This window comes from Pseudosulfitobacter sp. SM2401, assembly GCF_042932805.1.
Taxonomy (GTDB): Bacteria; Pseudomonadota; Alphaproteobacteria; order Rhodobacterales; family Rhodobacteraceae; genus Ascidiaceihabitans.
Window position 1 is genome coordinate 795788 of the sequence record NZ_CP170633.1, and the last position, 15554, is coordinate 811341.

Here is a 15554-nt window from a genome sequence, read left to right on the forward strand (position 1 = left end):
TGCGGAAAAACCCCGTCATCTCAGCCGAGGAGTTTCGGCAGATATTCAGCCTTGCGCTGCGCCAAGGCGGTGTAAATGGAAACAGAGGCTAGACCATTCACCGGCCTCGTTGCGAAGCTAAACCGCTAAATACCTACTCTTTGCCATCGGATAGCATTTGCTTGAATGAGCCAAATCTGGTCTGACAGAAGGAAGCCACGTTGGCATTTAGTCATATCAAGGGACGCTTCAAATGCTCATGCCTAACTCGCCGAACCCTCAACGATGAGCCGGTCCCAAACCCTTCTGTTTGCGTCTCTCCTGACGATTTCGGTCGTCGCAGGATGGGGAGTGGTCGACCCAGATGGTCTGGTAACCCAGTCGTCATTGGTTGTGGATCGCTATTTTGAAAGCCGTGGCTGGTTTGTCATGCTCTCCGTCTCCGCAATGCTCTTCATGTGCATTTGGCTGGCCTTCTCGCCTTGTGGCAACATTCGGCTGGGTGCAGATGATGATCGTCCCGAGTTTTCAACACCGTCTTGGATCGCAATGTTGTTCGCGGCGGGCATGGGCGTGGGTTTGTTGTTTTGGGCTGTGGCAGAACCTTTGACACACTTCGCATTTGCGCAAGAAATCATGCCTCCACCGATAGCGGCACAGCAATCCTTGCTCGCCACCAATTTTCACTGGGGCATACACGCGTGGGGCATCTATGGTGCCACCGCCCTTGCAATCGCATATTTCACCTTCCGGCGCGGCGCACCGATGTTGGTCAGCGGGCCGATTGAGACGCTGTTTCCTGATGAGACTTGGGCCAAAATTGTCGGATGGCTGTCCGACTTCATGGCCATTGTGGCAATTGCCATTGGTGTTGGCGGATCCATCGCGATGGGTGTTTTTCAAGTCGCCGATGGTGTGGACATCATGATGGGCGGAGAACAGGCCAGCGGCACTTTAATCGCGATTGTCTTTGCTACCATGGTCGCCGCTTACTTGCCCCCGCTCATGGTCGATCTGGGTGCTGGCATGGCTCGACTGTCCAACACCGCGATGATCATCGCAATCGCATTGGTGCTCTATACGGTGATCCTTGGACCAACAGAGTTCCTTCTCAACTCCATTGTGAACAGCTTTGGCGACTATGTCTTCGCGGCTATCCCGCGTGGCTTCCAAACCCTGACATTCTTTGGCGATGATCTGGGGGCATGGTTCCAGGACTGGACCCTCACCTATATGGTCTGGTGGATTGCTTGGGGGCCATTCGTCGGTGTCTTCATCGCGCGCATATCCAAAGGCCGTACAATCCGTGAATTCGTCTTGGGTGTTCTGATCGGCCCAACCGTCTTTTCCGTGATCTGGTTTGGCGCATTTGGTGGCATCGGACTGTTTGACGCCCTACTTGGCAGCGGCGATCTACTGGCACTCACCGGAACCAATGTGGAACGCGTCACCTTCGCACTGCTGGAACGCCTTCCACTGCCGACGTTGACCACGGCGGCGACAATTGTCGCTGCGTTCTTGTTCATCGTCACAAGTGTTGTAAGCGCCGCCTTTGTGTTGGGGACTTTTTCAACAGGGGGTGACCCCAATCCCAGCCCGCGCATCAGATTAATCTGGGGCGCGCTCTTAGGCGTGCTAGGCGCAGCAATGATCTTGGCGGGATCAATCGATGCCATAAAAAAGCTGATTGCAATCGGTGCTCTCCCTTTCGTGTTTGTTTGCGTATTGCTTTGTGTCTGTCTGGTACGGGGCTTGCGTCAGGAGGTGACCAATGCTGATCGGTGAAACGGTTGATACGACACTGAATCTCTCGACCTTTGCCTTCATCGGGGCGATGATCTGGCTGTTAATCCGCAGATAACCTGCACCCCGGCCTAGTGGCGGGTCGACGACAGATGTTATATCATCCGACAATGGATCGCGCATGCCGAGGAGTGCTAGAGCTTGTGTCAGCTACTTTTGCCTGCCTGATCTTTGCGTGACGGATCGCGGGTTTGGAATAACAAGGAACAGCCGTGCGATCCTATGCTGAAAACCTGATCGAAAGAGCGGATGCCAACGCCGAAGAGGTCATCGGATGGGTGAGGATCGCCATTGCTCTGATCCTGGGGATGACCGCGATTGGTCTGGCCTTGGTGGGAGACAACCCACCGGGGAGCGCCCGGACCACGCTCACGCTCGCCGCCCTTGTCATCCTGGCGACATTTGCCATTGGCTGCTTGGCAGTGTTTGTCGTGCGCCGAGGGATCTATCGCTCATGGATGGCCTGGGGATTCGGGCTCACCGACGTTAGCTTGGTCTCCCTGAACCTCTACCTTACGTTCGCAATTAGCGGAGCCAGTTCAATGCTAGCGCTGTCGACACCGGTGGCATTGCTGGTTTGTGTTGTCTTTATTTTTCAGATGTTCCGATATCGCGTACGCCTGCAGATAGCCTTGTCGCTGTCCATGGTCTTGATGATTGCGTTCCTGGTGTTTTTGCAGCCTGTCGAAACCCTTCCGGGCGCAAACATTCGTTACCTGCAGACTGCCTTCACGCCGATCACGAATACAGCACGGGTGGTCCTTTATGCGCTGATTGCCGGTCTGGCTGTCTTCGCAGTGTGGCGTGCGCGACGGCGTCTGTTTGAAGTCGCACGCCAAACCGAAATCCAGCGAAACACCACCCGGTTTCTTCCGACAGAATTGGGGCACGATCTGAGCGATGCTGCTCTTGCAGAGTTACAAAAAGGCCGCTCTTTGCCTCTTGCCATCGTCTTCGTCGACATTCGTGGGTTCACGCGCATGTCAGAGGCCCTTGGTGCAAGAGACACCAGCAGCCTTCTGACTGAATTCAGGTCAATTGTGACCGATTGCACCGCTGATATGGATTGCATCATTGACAAGTTCATCGGCGATGGCGCGCTGATCATCTTCGGCCTGCACAGCGATCTGTCGCAGGGGTGCCGGGATGCTGTTAATTTCGCCCAGACGCTTTTGAAAGCAGTAAATGAGTGGAGCGGCAGACGGTTAGCCGAGGGTCGCGAGGACGTACGTATCGTCATCGCCGTGCATTCTGGCCAAGTGATCGCAGGCGCGATTGGTGACATGCGTCGGCTGGAGTTCTCTGTCGTCGGCGGGACGGTCAATGAAGCGTCGCGGATTGAAGCCTTTGCCAAAAGTAAGGACCTAGAATTTGTGGTGTCACAGCCAGTTCTCACAGCATGCGGATCGGCCGATGGCTGGCAAACACTTGGCAATCAGCCGCTCCGAGGTGCCAGCCAACCGATAGAATTGTTAACTCCCAGGGCCGCTGGTCAATAGGCTTCGAACTGCACAAGACGGACACAGCACCATCATCGGCAAGACCTCTGAGCATGAACCTGTTACTCAGAAATTGGATCAATGCACTTCAAACGTATGGTTTCGTGCGGACGATCATGGAAAGGGCTGGGAAACATGAACTGGCATCCGATCATTTCCGGGAAATTGATCCAGTTGATCACAGTTTCTCGCGTGTTTTTAGCCAGTTCAAACTGCATCGGCTTGATGGTTTTGTTTTGAACGACGGACACTCTTTCGCGAATTCGGTCATAGCTGAGAAGGTCATTGACCTTCAGTGTCACCAAGTCGCAACTGCGTAACTTGCCTCAGCCGCAAAACCGGCCACGCCATGGCGCTTGAGCTGATGATCTAAGTATAAGACGAATGGCGCAAGCTCGCTGGGGCCAACTGAATGCCTGAGATAATTGAAGGGATTAATTCAAGGAAGGGATCAAGAAACTTCAAAACGCCGCCTGATCAAACCGTCACCAACTTTTGGGCATAGCTCTTTCGTTCGCGCTGCGGTTCGCATGAATGTCCGGTTTTCCTACCGCACAGCGGCGCAGATATCTACGCTATTACAGCAGTTTTCACGCTGCGCGCACACGCAGCAAAAAATCAACAGGTCCGGTGTGGGCTCTTTCTAGTTATTCGCCGCAAGTTGGATCAATGGCCGCTATCCTAGGGGGTCGTATCACCGAGGAGATGCGCGCATTTCAATATGCCGTCGCTCCCCCAGCGATGTTGGTAAAGGAATTTGGACGTCGGTGGTGTTGATCGGACAATTCACGAAGTATTTGAGTTCGCCTCAGGTTTCGACTTTAGGCTCTTTCCTGAAAGGCGCGGGCTTCTGACAAAGCCACCGCTCGCCGCCTGTCCAGATATTCCGCAAGGTCTTGAATGTGGACGCCGCGCGCACTCTTTTGGCTTCTTTCCGAGCGTGTCAGCGGCAGATCGATGTCGCCAGAACCAATTTTCCGTAGAAATTTAGCGAGCGTCAGATGCGAAAAGTAATCTCGGCAGACGGTTTCTGCAGGCACAATTGCGCGGGCGTCATATTGCGCCATCAAAAGGAAAAATGTGTTCATAGCGGCCTCGCAGATCATGGAATCTGTATCAAAATCGGCCGGAATCAGGCGCAAATCAACGGGAGCAGGCGGTGGACTTCGGCGGCTATGTGGTTGTTTCGTCGAGGATAGGTCACCTTAGCGAGGTGTGGCGTCGTAGAATAACTTGCCACGGCTGCGTGGACCTATCCCTCATTAGCCGAGTTGCGCTACTTCGGTACTTCTCGTCGTAGCTTTGCGAAGCCGCGATCCGTTGCCATGAAGCGTTCGACCATCGGCGCGATTAGTTTTGCCGGTTCTGCAACCGTCTGGCCGTTTTGTCGTTCCAGAACTTTCGCGTAGGCGACAAGGTCGCGGTGGACTTGAGCTGGCAATGCCACTGTCACTTTCACCGGTTTGTCGTCCGGCAACGCGTCCAGTTTCAATTTGGTCATCAGTGTCCTCCCTGTGGTTCAAGGATCAGATCACGGGTCACAATCACGCGCACCGGAAATCCCGGCCGAATTGTTAAGGTTGGCGGAATATCAATCTGACGACGCACGATCTCGCGGCCTGCATCACCGATGGTGTCTTGTGCGCCGTCGCGGATGGCAGTGGCGATGGGATCGTCATCATCAGTCCCCAGTTCGGCACCGATGTTGAGCACTGTAGAAAGAAGCGCCGCCCTCAATACACCGCCCCAATGGTGATCGACACCGTCCTCGAGACCTGCATAGCCTGTGATATCCGCTCCAGGTTGCCGTTCCAGAACAATGGAATGGCCATCGGGCAGGATGATCCGGGTCCAGACGAGCAGGATGCGGCGTTGGCCGAAACCGACGCCATTGTCATATTCGCCGATGAGGCGAGACCCTTGCGGCAGCAGGAGATAGCGCCCCGAAGGGCTGTCATAGACGTTCTGGGTCACTTGAGCCGATCAGGCCCGGCAAGTCAGAGCGAATGCCAGTGACGAGGGCGGCGGGAATGATGGACCCGGCCTGAAGGACGTAAGGCGAGGCGGGCGGCGTGACACGATCCGGGGCAACGATGCGACGGTCGACAGGGGCATTGAGGAAGGCGAGTTGGCGGCCTTGATCTGTCTGTGCTCTGCCGTCGGGTTGCGGGGCCGGGAAGCTGCTCGCAGGCGCGGTACTGGGTGCAGCGAAACCCGATGGAGCGGTCGGTGATTGTGTTGCAAAGAACACTTCACTTGTGCGGGCGGCTTCCTCTTCCGCGACCCGACGCTGCTCGGCTGGGTCAGGACCTGGCATGGGCGAAGCAGGGACGGGTTGACCCGCGTCCTGTGTGCGCAGGATCGGGCGTCCGAGGTCTCCAGGCAGCGCGGGTCCAAGTTGCGGGATGCCGCTGTAATCTGAAGGCAGGCGGCGCAACTCGTCGGCGGTGGGGCGGTTTTCCGTGGTGAAAAGCTCACCGGGGCGATCTCGGACCGGGCGATCCTGCAATGCGAAGATTAGTGCGCCGCCGATGCCAATAGCCGTTATGACGGCGAGGCCGCCGAGGACCTTGCGGGAGAGGCGCACGACGCGGGGCGGATCGGGCCGTAGCCGGAACGGATCACTTGGGTTGGCCGCGGGCGACACTCTGGAGTCTGCGGCTGACGTGGTCATGGGCGCGGCCTGCCATCGGTGCGCACGATCCTGACCACCTGTTGATCGTCACCTCCAAGGCGCAATTCAGCGGCAGCAAAGAGCCGATCCACGATCAGGACGTTGCGGAAGACGCGGGTGTTTACCAATTCCGCGCTCCCATCGGCCCCGAGCACGAAGAGGGGCGGCATCTCGCCCTGCACGATGCCACGCGGGAAGACGACAAAGACGCGACGGCCGTCGTCGAACACGCCGTCCGGCCGCCAAGGTGGCGTGTTCTCTTCAACTTGCAGCCCATAGCGATAGTTACGATGGCTGGCAGGCGGGATTGCGGGCTGCTGGATTGCCGGTGAGCGGGGTTGGACGCGCCCCGGCGGATATGACCAGGCGACAGAAGCCATGTAGGAAGTCTCATTGGCACGCAATTCCAGCAGATACGTCCGCCGGTCCGTGTTGATGACAAGATTAGTGGAGATGTCGGGCCGGGTCGGTTTGATGAGGATGTGCACACGGGCGGCGCGCCCGTTGCCGCTTTCGGTGTCCCCGATGATCCAGCGCGTTGTGTCTCCGGCTGCAATCGGCCCCGCGCCAGTCAATTGCTCGCCGGGTTCGAGCGCGATGTTGGTGATCTGACCTGGAGCGGCATAGATCTGGTAGAGCGCGCCTTCGCTGTAGGGGAAGACCTGGATCGCATTGTAGTAGCCCTCGCGGCGAGGCTCTACCCGGGCCGCCGCATTGGCATTGATGACGCGGGCCTCTGCGGTGGCGGCATCCGCGTCGCCGCCGCGCGACGGGGTCCAGGGCGGCGGCGTGTGGATCGCTCGCAGCGGTTCTTCGACCACGGGTGGCGGAGGCGCGGGCAAGGCGGGGACATCATTGTCATAGTCGATTTCGGGCGGGGTGTAGCTTGCACAGGCGCTCAGCAGGAGGCACGCAGTCAGTGTGATAGGGATAGTAGTGTTTACGCGTCTCATTGCTGAAGCTCCCGGGACCAGTTGATGGCGTGGACATAGATGCCGAGGGGGTTTTGCCGGAGTCGTTCGGCGCTGCGCGGTGGCTGGATCGAAATGGTCAGGATCGCTGTCCAGCGCTCGGTCGCGGCGAGGCTGCCGTCCTGATAGCGCCGCTCTGTCCAGGCGATACGGAAACTGTCTGGTGAGGCGCGAATGACGCTAGAGACATCGACCGAGATCTGGACCTCGCCGACCTGAGCGAAGGGATCGTTGGACCGGGCATGATCATTCAGTGCCATCGCGCCGCGATCGGTGGTGAACTCATAGGCGCGCAGCCAGTTCTGACGCACAACGATAGGATCGGCCGGGATGGCGCGGACCCGTTCGATGAACTGCGCGAGGTGATAGGCGATCTGTGGATCACTCACCTCGTAGTCGGCACTGGCGGGGGCGACGCTGTGGGCCTCGCCCAGTTGGTCGACCTCGACGACCCAAGGGATGACGGTGCCCTGCGCGGATTGCCAGACGAGACCGAAGGCTAGTCCGGCCGACAGAAACAGGGACCCGAAGGCCATCAGCCGCCAGTTCTTTGCCTGGACGCGGGCCGATCCGATGCGGTCGTCCCAGACCTGTGCCGCTTTTTGATAGGGGGTCTCGGGTTCCGGGGTCTTGCCATAATTGAGCGAGGGGCGTTTGAGCATCAGGGATCCCTTTCCGAAAGGCTGACAGTGGTGCCACCGCCGGGGCTGTCGCCAGAGCGCAGGGCATGGGTGGCGGCGGTCGCGCCATGGTGGAGCGTTTGTGCGCGACCCATGCGCGCGGCCCAAGCGGGCGGGCTGGACGAAGGTGTCGGGGCATTGGGGCTGCCGCCGCCAGTTACAGCGCCGCCGCTGGCCGCAACCGCTGCCCGTGCCCCGCCTTGGGCGCTGTCGCTGAAGGCTGACGCGGCCTGGCGCAGGGGACTGGTGGCGACACCAGCACCGGCCCGCCCGATACCACCGACCCCATAGGCGACTCCTGCGGCTCCGGTTCGTCCGGCGGATCCGAGGCTGTACGCTGCGGAAGCCCCACCGACGGTTGCGGCCCCGCCGCGGGCACCGGCGAGCACGCCGCGTCCTGCAGCGCCTGCGGCCATACCCGTTCCGGCCATGCCGACGGCGGTGACACCTCCGGCGACGAGCCCGGTGCCCACGGCTGCGCCCATGCTGAGTTGCGGTCCGCCGGAGATCAGCCCGTTGGCGATGCCGGGACCGAAGATGCCGAGGCCAAGAAGGGAAAGGGCGGCCAGCACGATGGCCATGGCCTCTTCGATATTGGGCTGATCGCCACCCAACAGGCCGAACCCACTGTCAATATAGCTGGTGAAGACTTCAAGGAAGCGGTCGATGACGCCTGTGCCACCCATTGGCTCACTCCTCCGGGTCTGAGGATGGGGCCGGGGTCAGGAAACGGCGGCGGGTCTCGGTCCAGGTGGCGGCGCAGTCTTGATCATTCAAAGCGGCGTTTCCAAGGTCCCGGCAGCGCTGCAGCGCTGCCTGCAGCGGCTCATTCACCTCGGGCAGTTCGGGGCTGGACCAGACATCAATGTCATCCTCGCGAGCGATCTCCAGTAATGCGCCGAGGACAGCCATGAAGGCCACGACACCTACGCCTAGCCGGAGGAGGAATGCGCCCTTCATCTCTTGCCTCAGTTCTGGAACATCTGGGCATTGCCCGGCTGATAGCCGGTGCCAGGTTCCAGAAACCGCCGCCGCTGCTCACGGGCCTGCTCCTGTGCCGCCGCCATTTGTGCCGCTTCCAGGTTCTGGGCTCGGCCTTGCGCAGCCATCAGCGCTGTCAGGTCCGAGATTTGCTGCGATTGCAGGGCGAGCAGTTGGTTCCCTGCCTGTGTCGCCTGCAAGGCCCCGGTCGCACCCTGGCTTTCACCGATCAGCGCGGACATCTGTGCGCGGTTGGTGTCGAGATTGCCGATGACCCCCGCCTGCACCCGCATTGCGTCCTGCAGGCCGCCGACGGTCGTCTGCCACCGCTCGCGAGCACCATCGATCAAGGCCTGATCGGTGGCCGTCAGCGAGGCAGGGCCGTAGTCGGTCTGAAAGGCCTGATCGATTGCCTGCACGTCATAGGCTATGCGCTGCGCCTCGCCCAGAAGCTGTTGCGTGCGCTGGACCGATTGCTGCAAATCTTGCAGTGCCGAATAGGGCAGGCTGGTGAGGTTGCGTGCCTGATTGATCAGCATCTGCGCCTCGTTCTGCAGCGAGGTGATCTGGTTGTTGATCTGTTCGAGCGCGCGGGCGGCGGAAACGATATTCTCGGCGTGGTTCTGCGGATCGTAGACGATCCGCCCGAAGCCGCCAAAAAACGCATGGGCAGGGAGGGCGGTGAGTGTTGCTGTCACGGGAACGGCGAGGAGAAGCGCTGTTGCAAGGCGGATTGTGAGGTGTTTGGCAGTCATGAGGAAGTCTCCTTTTGGGTGAGGGGAGTGGGACTTGTCGATGGAACTTTGGGGTTTTTTTCTTCGATGTCCGAAGCTGGTGGCATGGGGACCAGATTGGTCAGGTTGGGAAGCAGATCGACGGCCCAATCGACACCGCGTTCGCTTAACCAGCCCGAGACGAAACCCTCGCGCCCGTATTCGGCGAGAATGCGGGTGATCGCGGTTTGATCGGATTTGGACGAGGTTGCGGTAAAGGCGAGGGCAATCTCGCCCAGACCGAGGTCGAAGAGCCGGTTGCCCCGCCGGGATTGGCAGTAGTAGTCGCGTTTTGGTGTGGCTCGGGCGAGGATGTCGATCTGCCGGTCGTTCAATCCGAAGCGGCGGTAGATATCAGCGATCTGCGGCTCAAGGGCGCGTTCGTTTGGCAGGAACAGTCGGGTCGGGCAACTTTCGATGATCGCAGGCGCGATGGCTGAACCGTCAATGTCCGCCAATGACTGGGTGGCGAAGACGACGCTGGCATTCTTCTTACGCAGGGTTTTTAACCATTCGCGCAACTGTCCCGCGAAACCTGTGTCATCCAGCGCCAGCCAGCCTTCGTCGATGATCAGCAGCGTTGGCGAGCCGTCGAGCCGGGCTTCGATGCGGTGGAAGAGATAGGCCAGCACGGCAGGGGCCGCACCAGTGCCGATCAGACCTTCGGTCTCGAAGGCCTGGATGGTGGCCGTACCGAGTTGCTCGTCTTCGGCGTCGAGCAAATGGCCGAAAGCGCCACTGATGCAATAGGGCTGCAAAGCGCGTTTGAGGTCTTGGGACTGCAACAGCACCGACAGGCCCGTCAGGGTGCGTTCACCCACCGGCGCGGAGGCCAGCGACGACAGGGCGGACCAAAGGTGATCTTTCACGTCAGGCGTCACCGTCACGCCCTCGCGGGTGAGGATGTTGGCGATCCAGTCTGCGGCCCAGTTGTGGGTCGCGGGTTCATGAATGCGGGCCAGCGGCTGCAGGGCCGCGGGGTCGGACACATCTTCGGACAACGCGCCGCCGAGATCATGCCAGTCACCGCCCATGGCAAGCGCCGCAGCCCGGATCGATCCGCCGAAGTCGAAGGCAAAGACCTGGGCTCCTGTGTAGCGACGGAACTGCAAGGCCATCAGCGCCAACAATACTGATTTGCCCGCGCCGGTCGGCCCGACGATCATTGTGTGGCCAACATCGCCGACATGCAGGGAGAGCCGGAACGGGGTCGAGCCCTCAGTCTGCCCGAAGAGTAACGCCGGGGCCGCGAAGTGGTCGTCTTGTGCGGGACCCGCCCAGACGGCTGAAAGCGGGATCATATGGGCGAGGTTGAGTGTCGAGACTGGGGGTTGGCGGACATTGGCGTAGACATGGCCGGGCAGGGAGCCCAGCCAGGCTTCGACCGCATTGGTCGTCTCAGCAATGCAGGTAAAGTCGCGACCTTGGATGACTTTTTCGGCAAGCCGCAATTTCTCGTTGGCGATGCGTGGGTCTGCGTCCCAGACCGTCACGGTCGCAGTGACATAGGCTTCGCCAATCAGATCGGATCCAAGCTCCTGCAAGGCCGCGTCGGCATCCATCGCTTTGTTGTGGGCATCGGAATCCAAGAGCGCCGAGGTCTCGTTGGTCATGATCTCCTTGAGGATGGCCGCGATGGATTTGCGCTTGGCAAACCATTGACGCCGGATCTTGGTGAGGAGCCGCGCGGCATCGGTCTTGTCGAGCATGATCGCGCGGGTGGACCAGCGATAGGGGAAGGCCAGCCGGTTGAGGTCATCGAGGATGCCGGGCGTTGTTGCGCTCGGGAAACCGGTGATCGTGAGGATGCGTAGATGCGCGTCCCCCAGCATCGGTTCCAACCCGGCGGTCAGGGGCTGGTTAGCAAGCAACGCGTCGAGATGCATCGGGACCTCTGGCACGCGGACGTGCTGCACTTTAGTCGAGATCGTTGCATGCAGGTAGGTCAGGGTCTCGACATCATTGAGCCAGATACACTCCGGCATGAACCCCTCAAGAAGTTGCAGCACGCGGTCGGTCCGGTCGACAAAGCCTGCCAGCGTCTCGCGCGCGTTGGCTCCGCTCTCAGGATCGCGTCCTTCATAGAGGAAACGCTCGGCGCGGGCCGCTTCTTCAGCGGGCGGCAGATACAGCAACGTCAGGAAATACCGCGACTCGAAATGCGTGCCTTCCTCTTCGAACTGCGCCTTGCGCTCTGCATCGACCAAAGCCGACGCTGCATCGGGAAACTGGCTGTCGGGATAGGAGAGCGCGGGCACCCGTTGCGCCTCGACAAACACCGCCCAGCCGGAGCCGAGCCGCCGCAACGCGTTGTTGATCCGACCCGCAACGGCGACCAGTTCGGCGGGCACCGCGCTGTCGAGATCGGGACCACGAAACTGTGCAGTGCGCTGAAATGATCCGTCCTTGTTCAGGACAACGCCCGCGCCGACAAGCGCCGCCCAGGGCAGGAAATCGGCCAGATGGGAAGATTTGCAGCGGTATTCGGCGAGGTTCATCATCGCTCACACTCCGAGATGGCCGGGGATGCGCAGATGACGGCGCACCACATCGACAAAGAGTGGATCGCGCTTGGCGGCCCATACGGCAGCAAGATGACCTACGATCCAGATCAGCAGACCGACCAGCCAAAGTTGCAACCCAAGCCCGACGGCTGCGGCAAGCGTGCCGTTGAGGATCGCGATGGACCGCGGCGCACCGGCAAGCAGGATCGGTTCGGTCAGGGCGCGGTGTACCGGGATGACAAAGCCGGGGATGGCGTCAGGATCGAGCATCAGATCACTGCCCCGCCGCCAAAGGAGAAGAATGACAGGAAGAAGCTCGACGCCGCAAAGGCGATGGAGATGCCGAAGACGATCTGGATCAGCCGCCGCGCGCCACCCGAGCTGTCGCCGAACGCGAGGGTCAGGCCGGTAATGATGATGATCATCACTGCGATGATCTTGGCGACCGAGCCTTCGATGGATTCAAGGACTGCCTGCAGCGGCGCCTCCCAAGGCATCGACGAGCCTGCTGCGCGGGCGGGGGAGGCCAATGTCAGTGAGACGAAGGCGGAAATGCAGAAGGCGTCGACCGCCCGGCGGCTTGGTAGAAAGCTGTTGAACATCAAGTAGATCCTTTGCTGGTGTCGGTTGCGGGGGAAAGATGATAGTCACCGGTCGGGTCGAGGCCTTCGACCTGCGCCAGCTCGGAGAGGCGGCGTGCACGACCACGCCCGGACAAGACGGCGACGAGGTCAATCGTTTCGGCGATAAGCGCACGCGGGACAGTGACGACAGCCTCCTGAATGAGTTGCTCCATTCGACGGAGAGCGCCCAGAGCGGTCCCGGAATGGATCGTGCCGATGCCGCCGGGATGACCGGTGCCCCAGGCCTTGAGGAGATCGAGCGCCTCTGGGCCACGCACCTCACCGATGGGAATACGGTCAGGCCGCAGACGCAATGACGAGCGCACGAGATCGGAAAGAGAAACCACACCGTCCTTGGTGCGGAGTGCAACCAAGTTCGGAGCGGCGCATTGCAATTCGCGAGTATCTTCAATCAGGACGACGCGATCCTCGGTCTTCGCGACTTCGGCGAGCAGTGCGTTGGTCAGAGTTGTTTTTCCCGTCGAGGTGCCTCCTGCGACGAGGATATTCAGGCGTTCGGCGACCGCTGCTCGGAGTGTTTCCGCATGCGCGCCGGACATGATCCCCGATGCCACATAGTCGTCGAGTGTGAAGACGGCGACAGCGGGTTTCCGGATGGCGAAAGTCGGTGCGATTACGACCGGTGGCAAAAGCCCTTCAAACCGCTCACCGGTCTCGGGAAACTCGGCACAAATGCGCGGGCTACTGGCGTGAACCTCGGCGCCGACATGGTGGGCAACTAGGCGGACAATCCGTTCGCCATCGGCAGCGGAGAGGCAATCATCGGTGGCGCAGAGCCCCTCTGAAAGCCGGTCGATCCAGAGCCGTCCATCGGGATTGAGCATGACTTCGACGATTTGCGCATCGTCAAGATATCGGGCGATCGCGGCGCCGAGCGCTGTCCGCAACATGCGACTGCCGCGTAAAATCGCCTCTGAGTGTTGTTGTAAAACAGTCATGCTCGTCCTCGGTTGGAGGGACGTCACATGACGGCCCGGTATCGGGGACGATTAAGAGAACTGGAATTAGGGGTATCGCAACAGTGTAAAAGGCGTAGTAGCACTCCGGCGAAGAAGGACAGGGAAACGGCGGTGCGGCCCAGCAGATTTAGGGAATAGCCTCGATAAAAGGGTGCACGTTTCGGTTAGCAGTCCTTCGTGACTATTGCGGCGAAGGTCCGGGTCGAGCCCAATCTACCTGATGCTGCACTTCGCATGAAGGTCAGCTTTAGCAGAGAGGGCAGCGTATCAGGTTAACGGTCGTTTACTTGACACACTTTAGCGAAAATCCCACAAATAGATAATGAAACTGAGTCTGTATGTTTCAGGAAAAACCTAATGGAAAGTATTAGCTGGAATTTCCAACACGCTTGGTGTTTTCCGAAAAACTCTCTTTTTTGGGTGCCTTAAAATCTCTCACAGAGAGTAAATCTAAGGTTGACAGTACGTCTTCTCGCATTCAGCCTTAGATAGCAAGAGAGTGCAGTGATGGATTTTAGATGAGAATAGTATTAAAAATTGCTGCTGCCAGCCTACTTACACACACCGTTTGTACAGCAGCAATAGCCAAAGAAGTAGCGGTTACGTCAAGCGAGTGCGTTCCATACGATGCGCAATTCATTAATAGTAAAAAGTCAATAGAATTGGCGCGATCGATATCTGAAAACTTACCTGACGCGAAAACGGGGTCAATGGCAAATGCTCGCGAACTTGCAGTGTATATAAGCCAAAGGGCCGAGATCGAAGGCGTTGATAGGGATCCCCTATTTTTCTTGGCTTGGTCTTACCGGACGGCCTTAATGACAGAATATGGTCCATCGCTTGGGCTTTCTGAAGCTGCCACTGGCATGCTCTTGGGTGGCCGATTTTGTGAAGAGGCCACATTTCTGGCCCTAATCGCAAGCCTACGCTTTCAAGTTGTAGGAGAAATTAAAGGCACGCCTGTTCCGGGATATAAGGAATTCGGAACTAGGCTTCACTATCCACCAATCGATTTCGGTATTAGCGATTTCGATGCGGCAGTATGTTGGATGCAAAATCTCGAAAATGGAATGACTCCACCTGCAGACAATTGGCGGTATTTAGATTGCCGAAAAAATAAAAAATAATCAGAAAGATAGTTTTGTATGACATATAATAGTTTTGAAGAATTGGGCGTAAACTTCCAATACATGTTTGACGCAGTTACCGTAGAGCGGAGGTATTTTTTTAATGGCCCTGTCTGACGTCAGCGCTTATGGGTCCAAATAGGTATATTTGATAAGAGAGAGTTGTTGGCTCATCGTAACCACTGAGGAGTGGGACATGAGACAGACAACTGGAACACGCAAAAGCCCTGGCGAGAAGATCGTCAAAGACATCAAGCGGGCCACGCGCAAGCATTATTCATCCGAAGAGAAGATCAGGATCGTCCTGGACGGTCTGCGTGGAGAAGACAGCATCGCCGAACTGTGCCGCCGTGAAGGCATATCACAGGGCATCTATTACAAATGGTCCAAGGACTTCATGGAGGCTGGCAAACGGCGGCTAGCTGGCGATACGGCACGTGCTGCAAACACAGATGAGGTTAAGGACCTGCGCCGCGAAGCCCGTGATCTGAAGGAAGTGGTGGCTGAACAGACGCTGGAACTGCGTCTTCTCAAAAAAAGCATGTTCGACGGTGGGGGCGACCCCGAATGAGATACCCTGCATCTGAGAAACTAGAGATCATCCGGTTGGTCGAAGAAAGCCACCTGTCAGCCCGCCTGACGCTCGCCAAGCTCGGTATCCCCCGCACCACATTCTACCGTTGGTATGATCGCTACCTCCAGCGTGGTGAGGCTGGGCTGCAGGACCAGTCTCCCAGGCCCAAGCACGTCTGGAACCGCATCCCTGACGACGTGCGTCGCAAGGTGGTCAAACTGGCGTTGAAGGAGACAGAGTTGTCACCGCGAGAACTGGCGGTGACGTTCACAGATACAGAAAGCTACTTTGTATCAGAGGCTTCAACGTATCGGATCTTGAAGGCGCACGTGTCCGTCGTCAGGGTTTTTGGAACCAATGGCAGCTTAAGCTAAGACAGAGTTTGG

At 58.7% G+C, this 15554-nt stretch carries 15 protein-coding genes and 2 pseudogenes; 5 read left to right on the forward strand and 12 right to left on the reverse strand.

Annotation, left to right across the window (positions count from 1 at the left end; translation table 11 throughout):
• Positions 1-264: 264 nt before the first annotated feature.
• The 3 genes from ACFIO0_RS03965 to ACFIO0_RS03975 all read left to right on the forward strand — a co-directional run bounded on the left by ACFIO0_RS03965 (position 265) and on the right by ACFIO0_RS03975 (position 3601).
• Positions 265-1764, forward strand: coding sequence for a BCCT family transporter (locus ACFIO0_RS03965; RefSeq protein WP_390913801.1), 1500 nt, complete (start codon positions 265-267; stop codon positions 1762-1764).
• A 230-nt stretch (positions 1765-1994) separates the two neighbouring features.
• Positions 1995-3281 (forward strand): adenylate/guanylate cyclase domain-containing protein, encoded by a 1287-nt coding sequence (locus tag ACFIO0_RS03970; protein WP_390913803.1) that lies wholly within the window; start codon positions 1995-1997, stop codon positions 3279-3281.
• 53 nt (positions 3282-3334) lie between these two features.
• Positions 3335-3601 (forward strand): hypothetical protein, encoded by a 267-nt coding sequence (locus ACFIO0_RS03975; RefSeq protein WP_390913805.1) that lies wholly within the window; start codon positions 3335-3337, stop codon positions 3599-3601.
• A 501-nt stretch (positions 3602-4102) separates the two neighbouring features.
• Here the strand turns inward: ACFIO0_RS03975 and ACFIO0_RS03980 are convergent.
• From ACFIO0_RS03980 to trbB, 12 genes and pseudogenes are all read right to left on the reverse strand, one after another.
• Positions 4103-4387, reverse strand: coding sequence for a pyocin activator PrtN family protein (locus ACFIO0_RS03980; RefSeq protein WP_390913807.1), 285 nt, complete (start codon positions 4385-4387; stop codon positions 4103-4105).
• Between the two features lie 170 nt (positions 4388-4557).
• On the reverse strand, positions 4558-4782 hold the full coding sequence (locus ACFIO0_RS03985) for a DUF2274 domain-containing protein (RefSeq protein WP_390913809.1): 225 nt from the start codon (positions 4780-4782) through the stop codon (positions 4558-4560).
• A pseudogene (locus tag ACFIO0_RS03990) lies at positions 4782-5955 on the reverse strand (TrbI/VirB10 family protein). The gene ACFIO0_RS03985 and the pseudogene ACFIO0_RS03990 overlap by 1 nt, the downstream one beginning before the upstream one ends.
• Positions 5952-6908 carry a P-type conjugative transfer protein TrbG gene (gene trbG, locus ACFIO0_RS03995; protein ID WP_390913811.1) on the reverse strand — a complete coding sequence of 319 codons (957 nt, stop codon included), beginning with the start codon at positions 6906-6908 and terminating at the stop codon, positions 5952-5954. Before trbG ends, ACFIO0_RS03990 begins: the two are co-directional and overlap by 4 nt.
• Entirely contained in the window at positions 6905-7588 is a 684-nt protein-coding gene (trbF, locus tag ACFIO0_RS04000; protein ID WP_390913813.1) for a conjugal transfer protein TrbF, read from the reverse strand. Before trbF ends, trbG begins: the two co-directional genes overlap by 4 nt.
• Entirely contained in the window at positions 7588-8079 is a 492-nt protein-coding gene (locus tag ACFIO0_RS04005) for a hypothetical protein (protein ID WP_390913815.1), read from the reverse strand. Before ACFIO0_RS04005 ends, trbF begins: the two co-directional genes overlap by 1 nt.
• 217 nt (positions 8080-8296) lie before the next feature.
• Complete coding sequence (trbK-alt, locus tag ACFIO0_RS04010; protein WP_390913817.1) at positions 8297-8566, reverse strand: putative entry exclusion protein TrbK-alt; 270 nt, start codon at positions 8564-8566, stop codon at positions 8297-8299.
• Positions 8567-8574: 8 nt separating this feature from the next.
• Complete coding sequence (gene trbJ / locus ACFIO0_RS04015) at positions 8575-9342, reverse strand: P-type conjugative transfer protein TrbJ (RefSeq protein WP_390913819.1); 768 nt, start codon at positions 9340-9342, stop codon at positions 8575-8577.
• On the reverse strand, positions 9339-11861 hold the full coding sequence (gene trbE, locus ACFIO0_RS04020; RefSeq protein ID WP_390913821.1) for a conjugal transfer protein TrbE: 2523 nt from the start codon (positions 11859-11861) through the stop codon (positions 9339-9341). Before trbE ends, trbJ begins: the two co-directional genes overlap by 4 nt.
• A 3-nt stretch (positions 11862-11864) precedes the next feature.
• Entirely contained in the window at positions 11865-12134 is a 270-nt protein-coding gene (locus tag ACFIO0_RS04025; protein WP_390913823.1) for a VirB3 family type IV secretion system protein, read from the reverse strand.
• A complete protein-coding gene (locus tag ACFIO0_RS04030; RefSeq protein ID WP_390913825.1) occupies positions 12134-12466 on the reverse strand; it encodes a TrbC/VirB2 family protein in 333 nt (110 codons plus the stop codon). Before ACFIO0_RS04030 ends, ACFIO0_RS04025 begins: the two co-directional genes overlap by 1 nt.
• A complete protein-coding gene (trbB, locus tag ACFIO0_RS04035; RefSeq protein ID WP_390913827.1) occupies positions 12466-13446 on the reverse strand; it encodes a P-type conjugative transfer ATPase TrbB in 981 nt (326 codons plus the stop codon). The genes ACFIO0_RS04030 and trbB overlap by 1 nt, the downstream gene beginning before the upstream one ends.
• A gap of 539 nt (positions 13447-13985) precedes the next feature.
• Here trbB and ACFIO0_RS04040 point away from each other — a divergent pair.
• Both ACFIO0_RS04040 and ACFIO0_RS04045 read left to right on the forward strand, forming a co-directional pair.
• Positions 13986-14594: a hypothetical protein gene (locus ACFIO0_RS04040; RefSeq protein ID WP_390913829.1), complete on the forward strand. Its 609-nt coding sequence runs from the start codon at positions 13986-13988 to the stop codon at positions 14592-14594.
• 196 nt (positions 14595-14790) lie between these two features.
• Positions 14791-15497, forward strand: a pseudogene (locus ACFIO0_RS04045) (helix-turn-helix domain-containing protein); the annotation flags it as partial.
• Between the last annotated feature and the right edge of the window lie 57 nt (positions 15498-15554).